The organism is Microcella sp., assembly GCF_046293215.1.
Lineage (GTDB): Bacteria > Actinomycetota > Actinomycetes > Actinomycetales > Microbacteriaceae > Microcella.
Genome location: NZ_JBKBPI010000005.1, coordinates 84,865 through 105,251, shown reverse-complemented (window position 1 = coordinate 105,251; position 20,387 = coordinate 84,865). Strand labels below are relative to the sequence as shown.

The window sequence follows — 20,387 nt, the reverse complement described above, 5'->3', positions numbered from 1 at the left end:
CTCCTTCAGGTGATCGGTGACGTTCGGCATTCGGGGCACAGGCCCCAGAACGTGACCTCGGCCGTCTGGATCGCGTAGCCGCCCGTCTCGGACGGCATCAGGCACGGCGCGTGCCCCACAACGCAGTCGATGTCGGTGACCGCCCCACACCGTGTGCACACGGCGTGGTGGTGGTTGTCACCGATGCGCGTCTCGTAGCGCGCGGGACTGCGGGCCGGCTCGATGCGCCGAACGAGCCCCGCCTCGGTGAGGTCGGTCAGCACGTTGTGCACGGCCTGCAGCGTGAGGTGCCCGCCCGCGGCCGACACCATGCGGTGCACGGTGTCGGCGTCGGAGTGGGGCGCCTCGGCGAGCCGGTCGAGCACCTGGATGCGTCCGGCGGTGACGCGCAGTCCGGCCGCGCGGAGGCGGCCTTCGGCGGTCAAGGTCATGCTGATCACCCTACCCTCTTTATTTGATTGATTCAAAAAAGCGAGCGATTCGCGTAAGGGGATGCGTGCATCCCGTTCGCGGCGGACAATCAGTCGGCGACGACCACCCGCGCTCCCCTGCTAATCGGGTCGAGGTCGCCCGTTTCACCCGCGAGCGCGGCGCGGCGGCCGAGCCCCCACTGCACCCACAGGAACCACGCGAGCGCCACCGTGCCGATGCCGATGCGGATCACGTCGGGCCACTCCTGCCGGGTGACCACGCCCTCGATCACGCCGCTCACGAGCAGCGCCACGACGAGGCCGCCGACCGTCGCGAACAGCGCGCGGCCATCCTCGGCGAGCGCCTGGATGCGCGTGCGGGCCCCCGGCGCCACCCACGCCCAGAAGATGCGCAGCCCCGCGGCACACGCGACGAACACCGCATACAGCTCAAGCTGTCCGTGCGGCAGGATCGAGAGGAAGAACACGTCGAGGCGGTCGAACTCGGCCATGATGCCGGCCGAGATGCCGACGCCCTGCGCGTTCTGGAACAGCACGAACGCGGGCCACAGGCCCGTGATGCCGAACGCCACGCACTGCGCGGCGATCCACGCGTTGTTCGTGAAGACCTGGGTGGCGAAGACGCCCTCGCTCGACTCGCGGTAGTAGTCGACGAACTCTTGCTCGGCGTACACCCGCAGCTGCTCGTAATCGCCGAGCGCCGCAACCACATCGGGGTTCGTCGCGACCCAGATCGCGTACGCGGTGCTGATGGCGATGAAGATCGCCATCACGGCCAGCGTCAGGTAGCGGATGCCGTACAGCGCCGCCGGCACGGCTCGCGTCGCGTAGTGCGACAGCTGGGCGACCGGGTCGGCGGTCGCCCCCGTGAACCGCAGGCGGGCGCGCGAGAGCAGAACGCTGAGGCGCGCTGCCTGCGGCGCCTGACCGGCGGCGGTCGTGATCTGCGACAGCTGGGTGGCGCCCGCCTGGTAGCCGTCGATGAGCTCGTCGGCCTCGCGCCCGTCGAAGCGGCGCTGGCGCGACAACTCGTCGAGCCGGCGCCATTCGGCGTCGTGGGCGTGTGAGTAGGCGTCGAGATCCATCTGTTTAGATGATGGCATGTCGACCGCGGCGGGAACCCAGAGTCTCAGCCGACACGACGACGAGCGCGAGCTGCTGACCGGCGAGGCCGTCGCGCTCGAGCTGCGGGCGACGAACGTGATCCTGCGGGCCGCCGGCGCCATCATCGACTACCTCGTGTACGTGCTCGCCACCGTGGGGCTCGTCTGGGCTGCTCTCGTGCTGGCCGCCGGGGCCGGCCTGCCGGACGCCCTGTACCCCGCACTCGGAATCGCCTGCGCGTTCGTCGGCCTTGTGCTCGCGCCCGCCGTCGTCGAAAGCGCGACGCAGGGCAAATCGCTCGGGCGCTGGGCGCTCGGCTCCCGGATTGTGCGCGATGACGGCGGGGCTATCGGGTTCCGGCACGCGTTCATCCGGTCGTTTGTGGGGTTGTTCGAGATCGTGTTCACCGGCGGCGGGCTCGCCATCGTCGTGGGGCTGTTAAACGCGCGCGCCAAGCGGCTGGGCGACCTCGTCGCGGGCACGTACAGCCAGTACGAGCGGGTGCCAAAGCATGAGCCTGCGGAGTTCGGCGTGCCGGTCGAACTCAGCGAGTGGGCGATCACGGCCGACGTGGCGCGCATCCCCGACTCGCTGTCGCGGCGGATCGCCCAGTTCTTGCGCCAGGCCGACGGGCACACGCCGCTTACGCGGCAGCGGCTGGCCGCGGCACTTGCGACGGAGGTGGCGCCGTTCGTGTCGCCGCTGCCGAGCGTCGAGCCCGAGCTGCTGCTGGCGGGAGTCGCGGTGCTGCGGCGCGAGCGGGAGGCTCGGGCGCTCGAGCTGGAGCGCGCCCGCCTCGCCGACCTCGCCCCGACGCTCGGCGCGCTGCCGCACGGGTTCCCCGACCGCGGCTAGCGCGATCGCGAATCAGCGATCGCGCCGCAGGACGGGCCGACTAGTAGCGGTAGTGGTCGACTTTGTAGGCGCGATCGCGAATCAGCGATCGCGCCACAGGACGGGCCGACTAGTAGCGGTAGTGGTCGACTTTGTAGGGGCCATCGACGCTGACGCCGATGTACTGCGCCTGGCGGTCGCTCAACCGGGTCAACTTCACGCCCAGCGCGTCGAGGTGCAGGCGCGCGACCTTCTCGTCGAGCAGCTTCGGCAGCACGTACACGCCCACGGGGTACTCGGCGATCTTGGTGTGCAGCTCGAGCTGCGCGAGCACCTGGTTCGTGAACGACGCGCTCATCACGAACGACGGATGCCCGGTGGCGTTTCCGAGGTTCATGAGGCGCCCCTCGCTCAGCACGAGGATCGAGCGGCCGTTCGGCAGGCGCCACTCGTGCACCTGCGGCTTGATCTCGATCCGCTCCGCACCGGGGAGCGACTCGAGGCCCGCCATGTCGATCTCGTTGTCGAAGTGGCCGACGTTGGCAACGATCGCGAGGTGCTTGAGGCTCTGCAGGTGCTCGACCGTCACGACGCCCTCGTTGCCCGTCGCGGTGACGAGAATGTCGATCTCGCCGATCACATCGTCGAGCCTTGCCACCTGGTAGCCGTCCATCGCGGCCTGGAGGGCCGTGATCGGGTCGATCTCGGAGACGATGACGCGCGCGCCCTGGCCGCGGAGAGCATCCGCGCTGCCCTTTCCGACGTCGCCGTAGCCGCAGACGAAGACGGTCTTGCCGCCGATGAGCACATCGGTGGCGCGGTTGAGGCCGTCGGGCAGCGAGTGGCGGATGCCGTACTTGTTGTCGAACTTCGACTTCGTGACCGAGTCGTTCACGTTGATCGCGGGGAAGAGCAGCTGGCCGTCGCGGTGCAGCTCATACAGCCGGTGCACGCCGGTCGTCGTCTCTTCGGTGACGCCGATGATCGACTCGGCGGTGCGGGTCCAGCGGGTCGGGTCGACGGCGAGGGATGCGCGCAGCGCCTCCAGGATCACCCGCCACTCAGCGCTGTCGCCCGGCTGGTCAGCGGGCACGGCGCCCGCGAGCTCAAACTCGCGGCCCTTGTGGACGAGCAGGGTCGCGTCGCCGCCGTCGTCGAGGATGAGGGTCGGCCCGACGGGGTTGCCGTCGGCGTCGACGCCGAAGTCGAAGATCTGCTGGGCGGCCCACCAGTACTCGGTCAGCGTCTCGCCCTTCCAGGCGAAGACGGGCGTGCCCTCGGGCGCGTCGACCGTGCCGTGCGGCCCGACCACGACGGCGGCGGCGGCCTCGTCCTGCGTCGAGAAGATGTTGCAGCTCGCCCAGCGCACGTCGGCGCCGAGGGCGACGAGGGTTTCGATGAGCACGGCGGTCTGCACGGTCATGTGCAGGGATCCGGCGATGCGGGCACCGGCCAGCGGCTGGGTGGGGCCGAACTCGTCGCGCAGGGCCATGAGGCCGGGCATCTCGTGCTCAGCGAGGCGGATCTGGTGGCGGCCCGCCTCAGCGAGGGCGAGGTCGCGCACGGCGAAGTCGAGGCCGTTGCGAGTGGTGACGGTGGCGAGCGGGCCGAGGTCGGCGGGGCGCGCGGGCGCGGCAGTGTCGGAAGCCATGCCCACATTCTCGCAGGAGATTTCCGCGGGTGCGCTGGGCGTGCATCCGCGCGTGAGGGCGAGCGCGGGCGGGCACGTGCTGCCGCGCTCGCACGCGCACCTGCCCCACGTGATCGTGCGGGTTTGCGCAGTTCGTGCACGCGCAAACCCGCACGAGTTGCGCACAGCCGCACGGCCGTGGGCACTGGCGTGCGGCGCGAACCCCCGTGCGCCAGGCGCAGCCCGGAACCCCGGGCGCGCCACCTACGCGCGAATGAGCGCGAGCACCTCGTCGCGGACCGCCTCCATGACGGGCTGCGTCGATCCCTCGGCGTTGAGGCGCAGCAGCGGCTCGGTGTTCGAGGGGCGCACGTTGAACCAGTACCACTCGTCGCCGACCACGCCCGTAAAGGTGAGCCCGTCGAGATCGTCGATCTCGGCTCGACCCGTGAACGCCTCGACCACGCGCGTGTAGGCCGCCGGAACATCGTCGACGACCGAGTTGATTTCTCCGCTGGCCGCATACGGCGTGTATTCCGCCGCCAGACGCGACAGCGGCCCGTCGTATGAGCCGAACTGCGCGATGAGGTGCAGCGCGGCGAGCATGCCGTTGTCGGCACCCCAGAAGTCGCGGAAGTAGTAGTGGGCCGAGTGTTCGCCACCGAAGATTGCCCCGGTGTCATGCATGACGTCTTTGATGAGCGAGTGCCCGACGCGCGTGCGCACCGGCTCGGCTCCGACGGCCTCGATCGTCTCGGGCACGATGCGCGACGTGATGAGGTTGTGCACGACGGAGATCGCACCGGTCTCACCGGCGGCACGCACCCTCTCGACCTCGCGGCGCGCAACGATGGCCGCAACTGCGCTCGGAGTCACCGGCTGGCCGAGCTCGTCGACGACGAAGCAGCGGTCGGCGTCGCCGTCGAACGCGAGCCCCAGGTCGGCACCGTGCGCGACGACGGCCTTTTGCAGGTCGACGAGGTTTGCCGGTTCGAGCGGGTTCGCCTCGTGGTTCGGGAAGGTTCCGTCGAGCTCGAAATACAACGGGATGATCGTGAGCGGCAGCGCGGGGAGCCCGGCTGCGGTGCCGAGCACCGCGGGAACGGTCATTCCGCCCATGCCGTTTCCGGCATCGACGACGATCGTCAAGGGGCGCAGTGCGGTCAGGTCGACGAGGTCCCGCAGGTAGGCGGCGTAGTCGGCGAGGACGTCGCGCGTGCTGACCGAGCCCACACGGTCGGCGGGAAGCGTTTCGACGCCGCCCGCATCGAGGTAGGCCTGAGCCCGGTCGCGGATGCCCGCGAGCCCCGTGTCGAGGCTGATGCCTTGGGCGCCGGGTCGGCAGAACTTGATGCCGTTGTAGGTGGCGGGGTTGTGGCTGGCGGTGAACATCGCGGCGGCGACGCCGTCGCGGCCCGAGACGAAGTAGGTCTCGTCGGTCGAGCAGAGCCCCAGATTCTCGACGTGCGCGCCACGCGCGGTCGCCCCGCGGGCGAAGGCCTCGACGAACCGGGGCGACGAGTCGCGCATGTCGTGACCGACCGCGATGCGCGTGCCGGCGGCGCTCAGCTCGTCGACGAAGGCGGCCCCGAGCGCCTCCACCACCTCGTCGGTGAGTTGCGAGCCGACGAGCCCGCGCACGTCGTATGCCTTGATGAATGCAGAGAGGTCGGGGGTGGTGTGCACGGCGTCTACCGTACCGGTGCCACGACCCGTCGACGCGCCTCGCTCAGCCGACCTCGCCGAGCGCCGAGTAGCGCACAATGTGCCAACCCTGCGGCGCCGACAACCGCTGCGAGTGCTTTTCGCACAGGTCGTAGGTGTGCGGCTCGCGCCGTTGCGCGAGCGGCCCGAGCACGGCCATGGAGTCGGCGTAGTCGTACGTCAGCGTCGAGATGGCCGCGTTGTTACACGCCACTTTGCTGCACTGCCGGGAGGTCATCGGGTTCAGCATACGACTGGCCCGCGACTTCCGCGGGTACGCTGACGGCATGCCCTCACCGCGCGCCGGTGGCCCCTCGCCGGGCCGCACTTCGCAGGGGCGTCGTCGCGCCCGCCACGGTCGCGCCGGCCGCTCGCAGCTGCCGGGTGTGCACCTGCGGCCGGTGCACACGCGCCGCGACCTGTTCGAGCAGACCGTGCAGGCGACCGCCGAGTATCTGGTCGACGAGTGGCCCACTGAGTTGTCTGGCCTGCGCATCGACGTCATGCCCATGCCGGAGCAGCCGCCCGGCGTGACCGGTGTTGCCCGCTGGCGCACGATCCCCGCGCAGCAGCGCGTGATCCTGTTCCGCATCCCGATCGAGCGCATGAGTCGCTTGCACCGCGATGACGACTGGCACCGGCGCATGATGATCGAGAACTGTGTGTTCCGCGCGGTCGGTGAGTTGATCGGGAAGGATCCGTGGGATCTCGCCCCCGACCGCTTCCGCCACTGGTGACTACTGCGGCAGGATGACGAGCGGCGGCTGCGCCGCCCGCGGAGCGAGGATGCGCGCGGTCGCGATCGCCGCATCCCCCCGATAGCTGACGGATGCGCTCACGTCTCCCCCGTCGACGGCGATGCGCAGCGGCGTGCTGCCCGCGACGGGCAGCACCACAGAGCCCCCGGCCGGCACGTCGATGAGACGGCCGTCGAGGTCGACCGTCGCGGCCTCGGACGGTGCCGCGAGGTGCAACCGCGCCGTGGTGCCGGCCAGGTCACCGACGACTCCGAGCGCGGTGACGCCCGCGGGGATGATCGGCGATGCGGCGATCCACTGCTGGTCGATGGAGGGCGCGAATCCGCCGACCGGTCCGGGCAGGCTGTCGGGGTCGCCGTCGACGACGCTGACCCGCACACCGGCGACGACGGGTGCGGTGGCGTCCACGAGGAAGGCCCAGTCGCCCGCGGGAAGCTCGGGCAGCGGCAGGTCGAGCACGGTGCCCCCGTCGAGCGAGGCGATAATCGGCGGAAGGGGGGAGGCGTCGGGCTCGGTGTCGCCGGAGCCGGCGCGAACGATGCGCACCGTCACGTCGGCGCCCCCGTCGAGGGGGGCGAGCATCCGCAGGGTCGGCAGCAGGTCGGGTCCGGCCGAGGCGGCCCGCTGTTGGACCGTCTCGGGGTCGATGACCGGCACCGCGGGAAGCACGAGCCGCGTCGTCGCCGTCTCGGCCGCGCTCACGATCGTGAGCCCTCCCGGCTCGAGCCCGCGCACGACGCTCATCTGCAGGGTTGCCGTGACGGAGCCGGCGCGCGCCGTCACACCGACGACCGGCGAGGCCTGGTCGACGGCGAGCCCGTCGAGGGCGACGACGCGCTGGTAGCCACTCGGCACGATGATCCCCGTGCTGCCGGGCGCGGCGATGGGGCCGTCCGCGCCGAACAGCGCGAGGTCGACGGTCGCATCGACCGGGCCCGGGTTCGCCAGCGACACCCAGCTGGTTCGGCCGACCGTGGTGTCCCCACCGACCAGCCATGCGGTGCGGCTCGCGGGCGCGCACTCGGCGGCGGCGAAGCCGAAGACGTCGGCGCTGCGCACGCGGGCGCTGTCGACCGCCGCGACGAGGTCGTCGGGGGCGGTGACCGGCAGGGTGACGACGGCGGGCGGATCGGCGGCCACGACGGGGGTCTCGGCGGGTAGCTCGTCGGGCAGCGCGTCGCTGCCCTCGAGGGTCGCGATCGCTGCGCCCGTGCCGGCCGTGACGAGGCGCGGCATCGCGGCGACCGTGAGTTGCGGATTCTGCCCGGGGGTCAGCCCGAACACGCCGCCGGGGCAGGCGATCGACTGGTCGGCACGGTCGGGGGTGACCGTCACCGCGGCGACCTCCGGGGTGATGCGTGGGCCGGGAACGAGCAGTGCCGCTGCTCCCAGCGCGACGGCCGCCGCCGCGGCGAGCAGGCTGAGGCCTGCTCGGCCGGAGATGAGGGCAATGGAGCGCGCGTTAGTCATCGGTGTCCTCGTCGAAGGTGACGGCGGGGTCGTCGATGGTGCCATCGGCGCTGCGCTCCCGCCGCGGGCGAATGCTCGTCGGCACCGCCAGCAGCAGGGTCAACGCCAGCACACCGAGTTGCACGGCGAGCACGGTGCCAGAGAGGGGGTGCCGCTCGGGCCCCGCCGATCGGTCGTCGTCCTCTGCCGCGACGCGCCACAGTCGACCGGCGTCGGTGTCTCCGACGGGCACGAGCAGGGGCGTGGCGTCGAGCGCCGCCGCCACGTCTCCGAGCCGGTACGCGGCCTCGTCGGTGCCGTCGTCGCTCTCGATCGTCGCGCCGGATGCTCGCAGCAGCACGTAGCGCACGTCGCGGTTGTCGAGGTCGCGCTCGAGGGCACGGCCACTCGGCGCCGCGAGGTTCGCGGCGAGGGTTGCACGGGCGCGCAGTTCGGTGTCGTCGGCGCGGCGGATCGTGCGTTGGTCAATCAGCGTGGGACCCGCCCCGCGGTCGATGCGGGCGGCGAGCCCGTCCGCGCGCGGCGTCAATACGAGCGTGCCGAGACGCGGGTCGTCGCTCGCGTCGGCGGCGACGAGGGCCGGCAGAGTCCGCGGTTCGGTCAGCGGCACCACCGTCGCCGACCCGAGCAGGATGCTCGCAAGTGCCGGCACGGCGATGGCCGTCGCTCCCGTCACGGCAACGATGCCGGGCAGCACGCCAGCCTTGCCCAGTCGGTCGAGCCCGATTCCGGCGGCCAGCACGAGCCCGAACCAGTAGAGGCTGACGGCGGGGCCGACGTCGAGACCAACCGCGCGGCCGTCAGCGGTGGTGAGGGCGATGCCCGACGCGGCGACCGCGGTGACGAGCCCGAGCGCGGCGAGGGCGAGGGGCGCGAGGGCGCGCATCCCGTTCGGAAGTGCCGGGGCGAGCAGCCCGAGAGCGGGGATGGCGACGACGGGCAGACCGACCACGAGCGCGATGAGGATGGGTGAGGGGTCGGCGGGCAGGAAGGTCGTGATCGGCCCCAGCACCGGGGCGAGGTCAGGCCAGCCCAGCAGTATGCCCGTCGGCGATGCAGGGCCGGGGGCGGCCGCGAGCCCAGGGTCGGTGAGCAGCTCGAGAAGCTCTCCGCGCACGAGGCGGTCGGCGACGAGGGGCGCGGCGAGCACCCCGACGGGAACGACGAGGGTGAGCAAGCGGCCGATGGTGCGGGGCCGCAGCACCATCGAGGCGATCCAGACGACCGCGAGCGCGGGCGCGAGACTGGGCGCGGTAGCGACGAGCACCGCGGCGAGCAGGCCGGTGACGGCGGTAGCGCTCCACGACGTCGGCAGTCGCACGGCGGCCGCGACCAGCCACGGCAGCGTCACGTGCGCGATCAGGGCCGTCAGGCGCGCTTCGGTGAGGGCCACGGCGAGGGCGGGGGCGGCGGCCCACATGACGGCGACCGCTGCTGCGGGGCCCGGCCGCTGCACGAGCGGAGCGACGGCCCACCAGGCACCCAGCGCCGCCAACGGGAGGGCCAGCGCCCACACCACGACGAGAGCGAGCGAGGGCTGCCACGCGGTCAGCGACCCGAGCGCGGCCAGCACGAAGGCGAACGGATCGGCGGCGCCGTCCGTTGTGACGCGCAGGCCCTCGCCGATTGCCGCGATGTCGGAGGCGAGCGGCGCGAGCGTGCCACCACCGAGCGCGGCCGCGCCGAGTAGCGGCGCGACGACGAGCAGGCCGATGAGACCAGAACCGGCGACCGCCGCAAGGCCGGCGGGGGCGAAATCGGGACGATCGACGCGCGCGAGCTCTGCCTGGCCGAGCCGAGCATCCCGAGCAATGGCGCGCCGGCGGCGCACCTCCCGCGGGTCGAGGCGCAGCGGTTCGAGCGCGGCCCAGCCGACCTGCCGAGCGCGGGCGAGTCGACGGCGCGCGCGGGGCACGGCTGGCCCGGAGAACGCAACGGTGAACGCCGCCATAATCTCACCCAGCACGAGCGTGGGTCGCTTCGCGATCAGGTGGCCAATCGAGCGCGCAAGCGCGAGCGGAACCAGGCTGAGCCAGTGCAGCGGTACAGCCACCAGAGGGGCGTACACCAGCCGGCGGTGCAACTGCGCTGTCCGGCGCCATCGCGCGATCGTGCGGGTGCTGACGCGTGGCGCGGGGCCTGGCTTGCTGAATTCGGCGCTCGACTCGTGTGCAAACACGCGCGCCAGGGGAACGCCGACGACTCGATGCCCCGCGAGACGGATGCGCACGCACAGGTCGAGGGCCGTGTCGGCGTGCGCGAGCGCCGGGTCGAAGCCGCCCACATCGCGCCACACGCTGCGACGCACCAGCAGGCCCGCCTCGCCGACGGCGAGCACGTCGCTCGTCCGGTCGTGCTGCGCCTGATCGAGTTCACGCTCGGCCAGCGCCACCGCGCCGCCCGTGCGGGTGAGCGTCTCGCCAAACTCACGAATCGTCGTCGGATGCTCGCCGTCCATCACCTTGGGACCGGCGACGGCCACCGACGGGGCCACCTCGACGGCGGCCAGCAGCCGCTCGAGCGCCCGCAGGTCGGGCGCGGTGTCGTGGCGGAGCATCCAGAACCACTCTTCGACGCCGCCATACGGCGACGAGGTCTGTTCGGCGAGGGGAACCTGGTCGGTTCCGGCCATCACGAGCTGGCCGAAGCCCGCTCCCGGGTGGGCGGGAGTGACGTAGTGGGTGGGGGTCGCCGCGGCGAGTTGCGCGGTGACGGCCGCGTCGTCAGCAGCGTCGACGATGACGAGCTGATCGGGGCGCCGCGATTGATGGGTGAGCGCCGTGAGGGTTTGCTCAAGCGCGTCGCCGCCGCGGCGGACGACGAGCACGGCTGTTACGCGGGGCTGCACAGAAGGAGCCTAGGCGCGGACCACGCCGCGCACGCTCAGGCGCGGCGGCGAAGCTTTCGCCGCTCGCGCTCGCTGAGGCCGCCCCAGATGCCGAAGCGCTCGTCGTTCTTCAGGGCGTACTCGAGGCACTCGGTGCGCACTTCGCATGACGTGCAGATCTTCTTGGCGTCGCGCGTTGACCCTCCCTTTTCGGGAAAGAACGCCTCGGGGTCGGTCTGGGCGCACAGTGCGTCGGTCTGCCACGCGAGTTCGGCATCATCGTCGATGTCGGTCGTGCGGCGAACTCCGGGCACTCCCAGTCGAACCGGGTCTACGTACCAATCGGCCGGTACGGTGTTGCGGTATTCGCTCATTAGTGGTGCTCCCCTCCCCCGTCACGACCCCCGGTGCGGCGGGATGCCCCTAATTACACTCGTGTAGTTCACTCGCGTCAAGTCGCGAATCGTAAAAGGGTGAACCCACTCTGGAGGGTTGCGACGCGCCGCGAAGTGTGCGTTACTGCGCCGCCTGGCGGGCCGCCCACGCCGAGGCGACCATCTCGTCGAGCGTGTGGCGCATCCGCCAGTCAAGGTCGCGGGCCGCGCGCTCGCCGCTCGCGACGATGCGCGCGGGGTCGCCGGGGCGGCGCGGGGCGATCTCGGGGTCGAATGCGATGCCGGTGACGCGCGCCATCGCATCCATGATTTGGCGCACCGAGACGCCGTCGCCCGAGCCGAGGTTGTAGGCCGGCTCGATGCTCTCGCCGCGTTCGAGCCGGCGGGCCGCGGCCACGTGGGCGAGCGCGAGATCAGACACGTGAATGTAGTCGCGCACACACGTGCCGTCGGGCGTCGGGTAGTCGTCGCCATTGATGCGCGGGGTGCGGCCGTCAACGAGGGCGTCGAAGACGAGCGGGAAGAGATTGTGCGGGCTCGTGTCGCGCAGGCTCACATCACCCGAGCCGACCACGTTGAAGTAGCGCAGGCTGGTGTGCCGTAGGCCCGCCGCCACGCTCTGGTCGGCAAGCAGCCACTCACCGATGAGCTTCGACTCGCCGTAGGGCGACGCGGGAGCTTTCGGGGTCTCTTCGACGACCAGCTCGACGTCGACATCGCCGTAGACGGCCGCCGATGACGAGAACACGCAGGCATCAACCCCGTGCGCCTGCATCGACTCGAGCAGCGTGACCATGCCCGTCACGTTCTGCTCGTAGGTGTGCAGCGGCCGCTCGACGCTCACGCCGGCGTACTTGAACCCGGCGACGTGGATGACCCCGGTCACCCCGTTCTCGCCGATCGCGCGATCGACGGCGGCGCGGTCCAGGATGCTCGCCTCAATAAACGGAACACCCTCCGGCACGAAGGCGGCATGCCCGCTCGACAGGTCGTCGAGGACGACGGCTCCGAGGCCATCGTCGATGAGCGCGCGGACGACGTGGGCGCCGATATAGCCGGCGCCTCCGGTGACGAGCCAGGTCATGGGGTCAACGCTACCGGTGTGTGTGGGAGGTGACGGCGCCGTCACCATCGTCTGGGGTAGCTCACCCAGTTCGCCAGGTTCGACGAGTGGATGTACACGACTGTGGTGCCGCCGAGGATGACGCGATACCAAAGCCGCGACGAGTAGTCGGCGTGAACTCGGGTGCCCGATGCAACGGTGCGCGTGGTGCCGGAACCCGGGCCGCTATAGGCGGTGACCGTCGCGGTCGTCACGAGGTTGAGCTTCGTGTAGTTGGCGGCCGCGCCGAACGCGCCGTTGAAGTGCTCGTACACGACGCGCGCGATGGCGGCGATCCCCGCCGCGGTCGCGTTGCGGCTGCCGATGACCGCGATCGTGTGGGTGTGCCGGGATCCGATGACGATTCCGGCGTCCGCTTCGATCATGCCCGTGGACACGTGTAGCTGGCCGGTCTTGTTCGCGATGGGAATGCCGGCGGGGGCTCCGTGCGGTATGCGGTCGCGCCAGAGCTGAGTCTCGAGTTGGTCAATGAAGAAGCGGGTCGACGCCGCACTCAGCAGGCTGCCGTTGTGCAGGCGCGCCAGCAGGAGTGCTACGTCACCGGTCGTCGTGTGCTTGCTCGACCACTGCCGCCCATCCGCGCCGCGACCGGCGTACACGGTGCGCGAGAAGCCTTCGGCGGCGAAGAAGTTGTTCAGATTCTGTTCGCCGATGAGGGCCACGAGATCCCAGTGGCAGAGGTTGTCCGAAATGTGGATGGTGACGCGGATGCAGTCACGCACATTCACGCCGGAACGTGTCGGTGTGGTCATCGAGAGTCGACCCTGGTCGACGCGCTTCAGGACGGCGTAGACGGCAAACAACTTCATCACGCTCGCCGGTTCCTGCATGGTGGCTCCGCGCACGTTGACCACGGCCTGCACGCCCGTCGTCTGGCGCACGCTCACCGAATAGTCGCCCGGAAGGCTCGCGAGCCGATTCGTGATCTTGTTCGTGAGCTCTGTTTGCGACGCGGCGCGAGCATCCGCGTTCGAGGTGCACGCCCCGAGTGAGCCGACTGAGCCGCCGAGCACGGCAGATCCGCCAAGTAGGGTCACCCGCGAGGCACCGAGTCGACTGACGATGTCGTCACGAACCGCGGGCGGCAAACACGTCGGCACTGACGAATAGAGCGGGGCGCCGACGCTGCCCGCAAATGCCGCCCCGGCCAATGCGTCGGGGAAGTCGATGCCAGTGGCGATAAACGCGCGCTCGGCCGCCGGAAAGGCATATTGGTTGATCGCGACGGCTGTTCCGTAGCGGTCATCGCCGGCGAGCCGCTGAACGTCTCCTCCGCGAGCACGCAATCCGTCTTCGATACCGACGCTGACGACACCTACGCCCCCGGCGATGAGCACTGAAGAAGCACCGATGCGATTCAGCGTGGTGCGCGATGCCGAGTTGAGCGATCCCGCTAGTCCGTTTACGAGCAAGACGGGACCCCCGACCAACCCTGCCGCGGCCGACGCCGCCAGTGCATCGGGAAAGTTCGCCCCGGTCGCTACCCAGGCCGTTTCGGCGCCTGAGAAGTACCGCTCAACGATCGCGCGCGAGGTCTCATAGCGGTCTGCACCAGAGACGCGTTCGACGCTGACACCCAGAGACCGCAGGGCGGTGACGACGGCCCCGGTGACAACTCCAGTTCCGCCCACAATCACGACCCGCTGGGGCTTCAGCCTGCGGATCTCGTTCGCCGTGGCGGCGGGCAGTGTGCGTGTCGCCGTCAGCAGGAGGGGTCCACCCTGCGCTGCGGCGGCGGGTGCTGCGGACAGGGCGTCCGCGAAGCCGGCGCCCGTCGCCAGAAACACGATCGGCGCTCCTGACGGGTAGGCCTGCTGCGATATCGCAACGGCGGTCGCGTAGCGGTCTGCTCCGTGCAGACGGTCAACATTCGCCGCTGCTGCGGGGGTCGCCGGGCTCACCGCAATCACCGCAGTGAGCGCGATGACGAGCGCGACCGCCATGACGGCCCAACGTGGTCGTGCCGGTTGCTGCATCGCCACCCCCTCCGGCGCGCTCAGGCTAGCGCTCGGAACGCGGTTTGAGGGGATCTCCCCACAGCCGCGCGTGGCATCAATCGTTCGCGCTCGCGACCACAACCCTGCCCGTACCGCCGAGCTCATACGGCCCCGACGACAGGTAGAGAGCGTCGCCCCGGGTCACCGTCTGCCTACCGTCGACACTGACCTGGCCCTCGAGACACAGGAGAACGCTCGGCCCCTCTGCCCCGATCAGGGCCCCGTCGGCGAGCGCCTCCCCCTCGACGACGGTGAGAGCAAAGTCGGGCACGTCGGGCCGGAAAACGCTGAGACCCTGCTGGGGCACCTCAGGCTCGAGGCGCGGGGCTGGCAGCGGCCGCGCGTCGAGCACGGTGAGCAGCTCGTCGACGTCGACGTTCTTCGGGGTGAGCCCGCCGCGGATCACATTGTCGCTCGCTGCCATCACCTCAATGCCGAGGCCCTCTTGGTAGGAGTGCAGATTGCCGGCGGGGAGGTACAGCGCCTCGCCGGGTCGCAGCACCACCGTGTGCAACAGCGTCGAGATGGCGACGCCGGGGTCACCCGGGTAGCGGGCGGCCAGGCGGCGAATCGTCGCCCAGGTGCCGTGCGGGTCGGCGACCTCGTCGACGGAGGCCGCGTGAGCGGTGAGCGCGTCGACGATGGAACGGACCTCTGGGTCGTCGGCGAGCATCCAGGCGACTGTCGCTGCGAGCGCGTCGTCACTCGAGAGGCGATCGCGAAGCGGAGCGACGCGCGGATCGTCGACCGCAGCAAGCTCGGTGCGTGCGTCGGCCGCCGTACGGAAACCGCTGAGGGCGATGAAGGGGTCGCTGAGGGCGTACAGCAGTTCTGGCTTGTGCAGGTCGTCTTTGTAGGAGCGCCGCGGGTCATCGAGCGCAATGCCGGCCGCGTTCTCGCGGGCAAACCCCTCGGCGGCCTGGCCGAGCGTGGGATGAACCTGCAGGCTCAAAGGCTCAGCGGCGGCGAGCACCTTCATGAGGAAGGGAAGGCGGCCGCCGGGAAGGGTCGCCGTGACGTCGGCGAGCGTTCGTCCCACCGCGGGCCGATCGACAACGACAGCCGGGGACGCCGGGTGGTCGCCCAGCCAATACTCGGCCTCGGGCCCCCCGGACGGCTCGGTGCCAAGCAGCTCAGCGATCGCCGTCGTCGAGCCCCAGGCGTAGTCGCGCGGGGTGTTGGCGATGCGGAGGATCACATGCCAGAGCCTATCCATCGTGGACAGCCAACAACGACGGATGCTCGCGCTCGCGCTCCAGGTGCGCTCCGACCACAAAACCTTGGGGCCCGAGGCCGGTAGCGCGCCATAGTGGGGCCATGACCCTCGAGCCCCTCATCAGCGACTTCTACGGATTCGAAGCGCAACTGCGCGATCACGAAAAGGAGGCGCTGGCACGCCTGCGGGCCGATCTCGAACAACACCTGAAGCCGCTCGTCAACGACGCGTGGGAAAAGGCGGAGTTCCCTCGACAGATCATTGAGGTCCTGCACCAGCATCCGACCTTTGGGGAACTGTGGGATGAGACGCGCACCGGCGACTACTCGGCGCTCTACGGCGGCTGGACCGCCCTCGAGCTGGCGCGCATCGACGCGAGCGTTGCGACCTATGTCGGCGTGCAGAACGGCCTCGCGATGGGGTCAATCGGAGTCTGCGGCTCGGCCGAGCAACGCGCCGAGTGGCTGCCGCGCCTGCGCAGCGGCGAGATCATCGGTGCGTTCGGCCTGACCGAGCCTCTGTCGGGCAGCGACAGCGCGCAGGGACTGCGCACGACGGCGACTCCCGACGGCGATGGCTGGGTGATCAACGGTCAGAAGCGCTGGATCGGCAACGCCACCTTCAGCGACATCACCATCATCTGGGCGAAGAGCACGGAAGACGGCCAGGTCAAAGGCTTCATCGTGCCCACCGAGACCCCGGGCTACCTGGCCACAAAGATCGAGCGTAAGCAGGCCCTGCGCATTGTGCAGAACGCCGACATCACCCTGACGGACGTGCGCGTCCCGAACAGCCTCAAACTCGAGAAGGCTGAGTCGTTCAAGAACACCGCGAGCGTCTTGCGACTCACCCGCGCCGAGGTGGCCTGGGCCGCCGTCGGCACCGCGATCGGTGCCTACGAGGCGGCGGTCGCCTACACGAAGGAGCGACACCAGTTCGGCAAGCCGATCGCCCACCACCAGCTGGTGCAAGACCTCCTCGCCCGCTGCCTGGGCAAAATCACCGCGTCAATCGCCCTGTGCACGCGCGTATCGCAGATGCTCGACAACGGAGAACAGCGCGACGAGCACGCGTCGATGGCGAAGGCCTTCGCGACGACGTCAATGCGCGAGGTCGTCGGGCTCTGCCGCGAGGTGCTCGGAGGGAACGGCATCGTTCTCGATTACGACGTGGCACGGTTCTTCGCGGACGCCGAGGCGCTGTACAGCTACGAGGGCACACGCGAGATGAACAGCCTGATCGTCGGTCGCGCCATCACGGGGGTCAGCGCGTTCGTCTGAACCCCTGTGAGCCCGGCTCGGTTCACCCGTGACCCGCGCCAGTAGTCTTGACCGCATGCGGTGGCTGCGAGAGCGTCGCGTCGCGCTCGCGGCGCTGAGTCTTTTCGTGCTTCTCGCGGGCGACGCGGTTCGCTATTCGCTGAGCTGGTGGGGATGGGGCGCCGTCGTCGGTGCGTTGCTCGTCGGGTGGATCGCCGTGGCTGTGCGCCATCGCGTCGACCTCAGAACCCTTCCGTCCGGTGTCGTCTTATTTCTGGCGATCTGCACGGCATCACTGGCCTGGTCGCACTACCCATCGGCCACGATCGCGGGAGTCACCGCAACCGTGTCGACGGCGTTCGCCGCCGCCGTTATGGCAAAGACCATCACGTTCGAGCAGTTCGTTCGCGCACTCGGCGTTGCGGTTCGCTGGATCCTCGGACTTTCACTGCTGTTTGAAGCCGCCGTCGCCCTCATCGTTCGGGGCCCCGTGCTCCCTCTCTGGGTGTCTTACGACGAGCCAATTCCGAACGCGTACTACTGGTCTCAAGGGCACTTGTTCTCCGGAGAGCGCATCCAAGGCATTGTGGGAAATGCCAACCTGCTGGGCGTCGTGGCGCTCATTGGGATGATGGTGTTCGCCGTGCAGGCGCTGGACCACACGGTGACCGCTGTTGCCGGCTGGGGTTGGTTTGCCGCTGCCTCGCTCTGCTTCGTGTTGGCACGCTCCGCCACCATGGTCGTCGCTCTTGGCGTCGTCATCTTTGCGCTCGCCGTCATCCTCATCGCTCGCCGCGTTTCCTCGCGCGTACGGCGCGAAGTGTACGCCGCGGCATTCGTGATCGGCGCCGCTCTCGTCACCCTGTTCTGGACGTTCCGAGGTCAAGCTCTCGGGCTCCTCGAGCGCAGCGATGATCTGACGGGTCGCCTCAGCATTTGGGATGCTGTGTGGCAGTTGGCGTCAGAGCGTCCGGTTCTTGGCTGGGGCTGGGTGAGTTATTGGGCACCCTGGGTGGAGCCGTTCAACGACCTCGTCATCATCGACGGCGTGACCTACCTCCAGGCGCACAACGCCTTCATCGATGTGTGGTTTCAGGTTGGAATCCTGGGTCTCGCCGCGTTCGTGGCTCTGGTGGCGGTGACCTCCCTGCGGTGTGTCTCCTGGTCGATCGACCCTCCGCTAGGCGACGCACCGAGTTCGAGCGCGGCTCGAACGCTACCCACACTATTGATGGTGATGTTGCTCGTTCAATCCCTTGCCGAGTCCCGAATCCTGGTCGAGGCCGGGCTACTGCTTCTTGTGTACTTGGCCACGGCATCCAAGTCACGGAATCAACCGCCGCCCTTCACCGCCTCAATTCCCCTTCCACCGCGACGCTCACGAAGCGTCTCCTAGGACGCTCGATCTCAATGCTCGCGTTGCTTCGTTCGGCCATGGGCTCGAGGCGTATCTCGCAAGCACTCGCCGAGCTCATCATCATCACGGCGCTTATCTTTCCGTCCCTGCGAGCAGCAATCCCCGAAGCCACTCGGGTCGCGATGCTCGTAACCCTTATCGCCGTCACCATTGCCGTGTTTGCGGTCCAGTACGAAGAGGCGAAGTGGTTCGGAGTGCTCCCCCTGTCGCTCGGCGGATTCTTCGCCGCTGTCACCGCCAGTCTCACTTGGACGGCAACGCCCAGCGCTACCCTCCACGGAATCGCCGGAACGCTGAGCTTCGTGGTGATGGGCTTGTACCTTGCGCTGCTCCGTGACGCAGTGCAAGTGGTTCGGGCGATCGGAAACGCATCCCGGGTGGTGCTGGCAGCATCCGCGGGTCTCGAAGTTGTGAACGGGGCAATTCTCCCTGAACCCATCACACTCTTCGGTAATGCAGGGTCGCTCATCGACGGTGGTCCAGCGACCGGGATCATGGGTTCGCCTGAAGGACTCGCCTTCGCATGTCTTCTTGCCCTGATCTCTTGGTGGGTCGAATGGCGCGGGCATATGGCCCCGCATGAGAATCTCGCGGCGTGGGTCGCTCTGAGTCTCGGTCTGCTCAGCCTCACCGGACTCCTCATGGCTGGAGGGGCACTCGCTGTGCTCATCGCTGTGCTCGTCATCACATCACGGTTGCGGCGGCTCGACCCGCGTGCGCGTCTCGTCGGTCAATCCCTGGTATCGATCGGCGTGGGCGCAACCATCGCTGTCGGGCTATCGGCCCCCACATCATGGTTCGCGGGCGGTGCCACGTCGCGTCGCGACACACTGTGGGATGCCGTGCGTGATCTCGGTGAGTCCCGTCTCACGCTGGGGTGGGGTTGGGTGGGGATCTGGCCGACCGATGACGCGACGTACCCATACTCGTACCTGGCGGTCGTCAGCCCCACTGGTGGCGTCCGTTCCGCCGAGTCGTCGTACCTCGATGTTCAGCTGCAACTCGGTATCGCCGGGCTGATCCTCCTTTTGATCGCGCTGGGATTAGCGTTCATGCGCGGCTGGCTGGTCGCCTCCGCGCGTCGAAGCGCGGTACACCACTGGCCCGTCTTGACGATTGCGTTGCTCGCGTGGTGGTCACTCACGTCGAGCATCATGACGAGTGAGCTCGGTGTTCTTCTGCTTGTCGCCGCGGCGATGTCTGCGGCACGAAACCGCTCGTGGCGCAAACTCATATCTGCACCACGCAAGGCGCCGAAGGTCAGGTAACGTCGGCGGCGCAGACGGAGTCGAGGATGTCCCGAAGCGAATGCTTCGCCTGCCACCCCACTTCGTTGAGTATGCGGTCGACGCGAGCGACGACCCGAGGCGGGTCTCCCTCGCGGCGCCCGACGACAATGGGCGGCACTGACAAACCCTGGCGGGACTGTAACCCGTTGACGATCGCGCGCACACTTGTTCCCACCCCAGTACCCACATTGAAAACACGGTGATGAGTCCGTTGCCGGGGAAGCGCATCCAACACCGCTAGGTGTGCGTCTGCGACGTCCGCCACATGGACGAAATCGCGAATACACGTTCCGTCGGGCGTGTCGTAATCGTCGCCGAAGATCTGGGGTGGTTGACCGTCGCGCAGTCGCCCGAGGGCGATCGGAATCAAGTTGAGCCGTGCTGTGTCTGCTAAGTCTGCCCATTGGGCACCAGCGACGTTGAAGTAGCGCAAGCTCACCGTTGTCAATCCGTAGGCCCGCGCCGTCGCCGCGACTAGCCACTCCCCAAGGAGCTTCGTGCGCCCGTACGGATTCGCAGGCATGAGCGCAGAATCCTCGTCCACATCGTCTGTCGCATCGCCGTACACCGCAGCCGACGAGGAGAAAACGATGTGAGCGACCCCCGCGTCGCGTGCCGCTTGCAGCACGGTGACGAGGCCGCGGGTGTTGTCGCGGTAGTACTCGAGCGGGTGCTGTACGGAAGCGCCCGCTTGCTTCCGAGCAGCGAGATGAATGATTGCGGTCACACCGTGATCAACCATGACATTTCGAAGTACGCGACGCGCATCGGGCTGAGCCAGGTCGGTCTCGACTTGCGGGATCCCTGCTATGCGGTCTCGATGCCCGGTGACAAAGTCGTCGACAACCACAGGCGTGTCTCCTCGATCACGGAGCTGACGCACAATGTGCGCCCCGATGTACCCGGAACCGCCGGTGACGAGAACACTCACTC

The 20,387-nt window shown here is 69.1% G+C and carries 17 protein-coding genes; 5 read left to right on the top strand and 12 right to left on the bottom strand.

The window, feature by feature from the left end; all coding sequences use genetic code 11:
• Positions 1–5: 5 nt before the first annotated feature.
• Together ACK4SC_RS06370 and ACK4SC_RS06365 are read right to left on the bottom strand one after the other, a co-directional pair.
• Entirely contained in the window at positions 6–431 is a 426-nt protein-coding gene (locus tag ACK4SC_RS06370) for a Fur family transcriptional regulator (RefSeq protein WP_409616156.1), read from the bottom strand.
• An 89-nt stretch (positions 432–520) separates the two neighbouring features.
• Entirely contained in the window at positions 521–1,516 is a 996-nt protein-coding gene (locus ACK4SC_RS06365; RefSeq protein WP_409616153.1) for a stage II sporulation protein M, read from the bottom strand.
• Positions 1,517–1,532: 16 nt separating this feature from the next.
• On the opposite strand from ACK4SC_RS06365, the gene ACK4SC_RS06360 reads away from it, so the two are divergent.
• Positions 1,533–2,390, top strand: a complete 858-nt coding sequence (locus ACK4SC_RS06360; RefSeq protein ID WP_409616150.1) for an RDD family protein — start codon at positions 1,533–1,535, stop codon at positions 2,388–2,390.
• Positions 2,391–2,499: 109 nt separating this feature from the next.
• Here the strand turns inward: ACK4SC_RS06360 and ahcY are convergent, their stop codons facing one another.
• The 3 genes from ahcY to ACK4SC_RS06345 all read right to left on the bottom strand — a co-directional run bounded on the left by ahcY (position 2,500) and on the right by ACK4SC_RS06345 (position 5,941).
• On the bottom strand, positions 2,500–4,020 hold the full coding sequence (gene ahcY, locus ACK4SC_RS06355; RefSeq protein WP_409616148.1) for an adenosylhomocysteinase: 1,521 nt from the start codon (positions 4,018–4,020) through the stop codon (positions 2,500–2,502).
• Positions 4,021–4,263: 243 nt separating this feature from the next.
• Complete coding sequence (locus ACK4SC_RS06350) at positions 4,264–5,685, bottom strand: phosphomannomutase/phosphoglucomutase (protein ID WP_409616145.1); 1,422 nt, start codon at positions 5,683–5,685, stop codon at positions 4,264–4,266.
• 43 nt (positions 5,686–5,728) lie between these two features.
• Positions 5,729–5,941 carry a DUF3499 family protein gene (locus ACK4SC_RS06345; RefSeq protein ID WP_096423627.1) on the bottom strand — a complete coding sequence of 71 codons (213 nt, stop codon included), beginning with the start codon at positions 5,939–5,941 and terminating at the stop codon, positions 5,729–5,731.
• A 49-nt stretch (positions 5,942–5,990) separates the two neighbouring features.
• On the opposite strand from ACK4SC_RS06345, the gene ACK4SC_RS06340 reads away from it, so the two are divergent.
• A complete protein-coding gene (locus ACK4SC_RS06340) occupies positions 5,991–6,440 on the top strand; it encodes a metallopeptidase family protein (RefSeq protein WP_409616142.1) in 450 nt (149 codons plus the stop codon).
• Here the strand turns inward: ACK4SC_RS06340 and ACK4SC_RS06335 are convergent, their stop codons facing one another.
• The 6 genes from ACK4SC_RS06335 to manA form a co-directional block, all read right to left on the bottom strand.
• A complete protein-coding gene (locus tag ACK4SC_RS06335; protein ID WP_409616140.1) occupies positions 6,441–7,931 on the bottom strand; it encodes a DUF5719 family protein in 1,491 nt (496 codons plus the stop codon). It abuts the gene before it with no gap.
• On the bottom strand, positions 7,924–10,779 hold the full coding sequence (locus ACK4SC_RS06330; RefSeq protein ID WP_409616137.1) for a glycosyltransferase: 2,856 nt from the start codon (positions 10,777–10,779) through the stop codon (positions 7,924–7,926). The genes ACK4SC_RS06335 and ACK4SC_RS06330 overlap by 8 nt, the downstream gene beginning before the upstream one ends.
• Before the next feature lie 35 nt (positions 10,780–10,814).
• Positions 10,815–11,132: a WhiB family transcriptional regulator gene (locus ACK4SC_RS06325; RefSeq protein WP_409616134.1), complete on the bottom strand. Its 318-nt coding sequence runs from the start codon at positions 11,130–11,132 to the stop codon at positions 10,815–10,817.
• Between the two features lie 142 nt (positions 11,133–11,274).
• Positions 11,275–12,237, bottom strand: coding sequence for a UDP-glucose 4-epimerase GalE (galE, locus tag ACK4SC_RS06320; protein WP_409616131.1), 963 nt, complete (start codon positions 12,235–12,237; stop codon positions 11,275–11,277).
• Between the two features lie 41 nt (positions 12,238–12,278).
• The gene (locus tag ACK4SC_RS06315; protein ID WP_409616128.1) at positions 12,279–14,252 is read right to left on the bottom strand and encodes a cell wall-binding repeat-containing protein; all 1,974 of its coding nucleotides are present in this window, start codon (positions 14,250–14,252) and stop codon (positions 12,279–12,281) included.
• A 76-nt stretch (positions 14,253–14,328) separates the two neighbouring features.
• On the bottom strand, positions 14,329–15,471 hold the full coding sequence (gene manA, locus ACK4SC_RS06310; protein ID WP_409616125.1) for a mannose-6-phosphate isomerase, class I: 1,143 nt from the start codon (positions 15,469–15,471) through the stop codon (positions 14,329–14,331).
• 119 nt (positions 15,472–15,590) lie between these two features.
• Here manA and ACK4SC_RS06305 point away from each other — a divergent pair, with 119 nt between their 5' ends.
• The 3 genes from ACK4SC_RS06305 to ACK4SC_RS06295 are packed head-to-tail and all read left to right on the top strand — an operon-like array spanning position 15,591 to position 19,433.
• Positions 15,591–16,769 carry an acyl-CoA dehydrogenase family protein gene (locus ACK4SC_RS06305; RefSeq protein WP_409616122.1) on the top strand — a complete coding sequence of 393 codons (1,179 nt, stop codon included), beginning with the start codon at positions 15,591–15,593 and terminating at the stop codon, positions 16,767–16,769.
• A gap of 55 nt (positions 16,770–16,824) precedes the next feature.
• Positions 16,825–18,144 carry an O-antigen ligase family protein gene (locus tag ACK4SC_RS06300; protein ID WP_409616119.1) on the top strand — a complete coding sequence of 440 codons (1,320 nt, stop codon included), beginning with the start codon at positions 16,825–16,827 and terminating at the stop codon, positions 18,142–18,144.
• Positions 18,145–18,158: 14 nt separating this feature from the next.
• Positions 18,159–19,433, top strand: a complete 1,275-nt coding sequence (locus ACK4SC_RS06295; protein WP_409616116.1) for a hypothetical protein — start codon at positions 18,159–18,161, stop codon at positions 19,431–19,433.
• Here ACK4SC_RS06295 and galE (ACK4SC_RS06290) read toward each other — a convergent pair.
• Positions 19,426–20,385: a UDP-glucose 4-epimerase GalE gene (gene galE, locus ACK4SC_RS06290; protein WP_409616114.1), complete on the bottom strand. Its 960-nt coding sequence runs from the start codon at positions 20,383–20,385 to the stop codon at positions 19,426–19,428. The genes ACK4SC_RS06295 and galE (ACK4SC_RS06290) overlap by 8 nt on opposite strands.
• Positions 20,386–20,387 lie beyond the last annotated feature (2 nt).

What these genes read in the sequence shown, in the direction of transcription:
- ACK4SC_RS06370 (WP_409616156.1), bottom strand. Translation starts at nt 431, where the DNA reads ATGACCTTGACCGCCGAAGGCCGCCTCCGCGCGGCCGGACTGCGCGTC.
- ACK4SC_RS06365 (WP_409616153.1), bottom strand. Translation starts at nt 1,516, where the DNA reads ATGGATCTCGACGCCTACTCACACGCCCACGACGCCGAATGGCGCCGG.
- ACK4SC_RS06360 (WP_409616150.1), top strand. Translation starts at nt 1,533, where the DNA reads ATGTCGACCGCGGCGGGAACCCAGAGTCTCAGCCGACACGACGACGAG.
- ahcY (WP_409616148.1), bottom strand. Translation starts at nt 4,020, where the DNA reads ATGGCTTCCGACACTGCCGCGCCCGCGCGCCCCGCCGACCTCGGCCCG.
- ACK4SC_RS06345 (WP_096423627.1), bottom strand. Translation starts at nt 5,941, where the DNA reads ATGACCTCCCGGCAGTGCAGCAAAGTGGCGTGTAACAACGCGGCCATC.
- ACK4SC_RS06340 (WP_409616142.1), top strand. Translation starts at nt 5,991, where the DNA reads ATGCCCTCACCGCGCGCCGGTGGCCCCTCGCCGGGCCGCACTTCGCAG.
- ACK4SC_RS06335 (WP_409616140.1), bottom strand. Translation starts at nt 7,931, where the DNA reads ATGACTAACGCGCGCTCCATTGCCCTCATCTCCGGCCGAGCAGGCCTC.
- ACK4SC_RS06325 (WP_409616134.1), bottom strand. Translation starts at nt 11,132, where the DNA reads ATGAGCGAATACCGCAACACCGTACCGGCCGATTGGTACGTAGACCCG.
- galE (WP_409616131.1), bottom strand. Translation starts at nt 12,237, where the DNA reads ATGACCTGGCTCGTCACCGGAGGCGCCGGCTATATCGGCGCCCACGTC.
- ACK4SC_RS06315 (WP_409616128.1), bottom strand. Translation starts at nt 14,252, where the DNA reads ATGCAGCAACCGGCACGACCACGTTGGGCCGTCATGGCGGTCGCGCTC.
- ACK4SC_RS06305 (WP_409616122.1), top strand. Translation starts at nt 15,591, where the DNA reads ATGACCCTCGAGCCCCTCATCAGCGACTTCTACGGATTCGAAGCGCAA.
- ACK4SC_RS06300 (WP_409616119.1), top strand. Translation starts at nt 16,825, where the DNA reads ATGCGGTGGCTGCGAGAGCGTCGCGTCGCGCTCGCGGCGCTGAGTCTT.
- ACK4SC_RS06295 (WP_409616116.1), top strand. Translation starts at nt 18,159, where the DNA reads ATGCTCGCGTTGCTTCGTTCGGCCATGGGCTCGAGGCGTATCTCGCAA.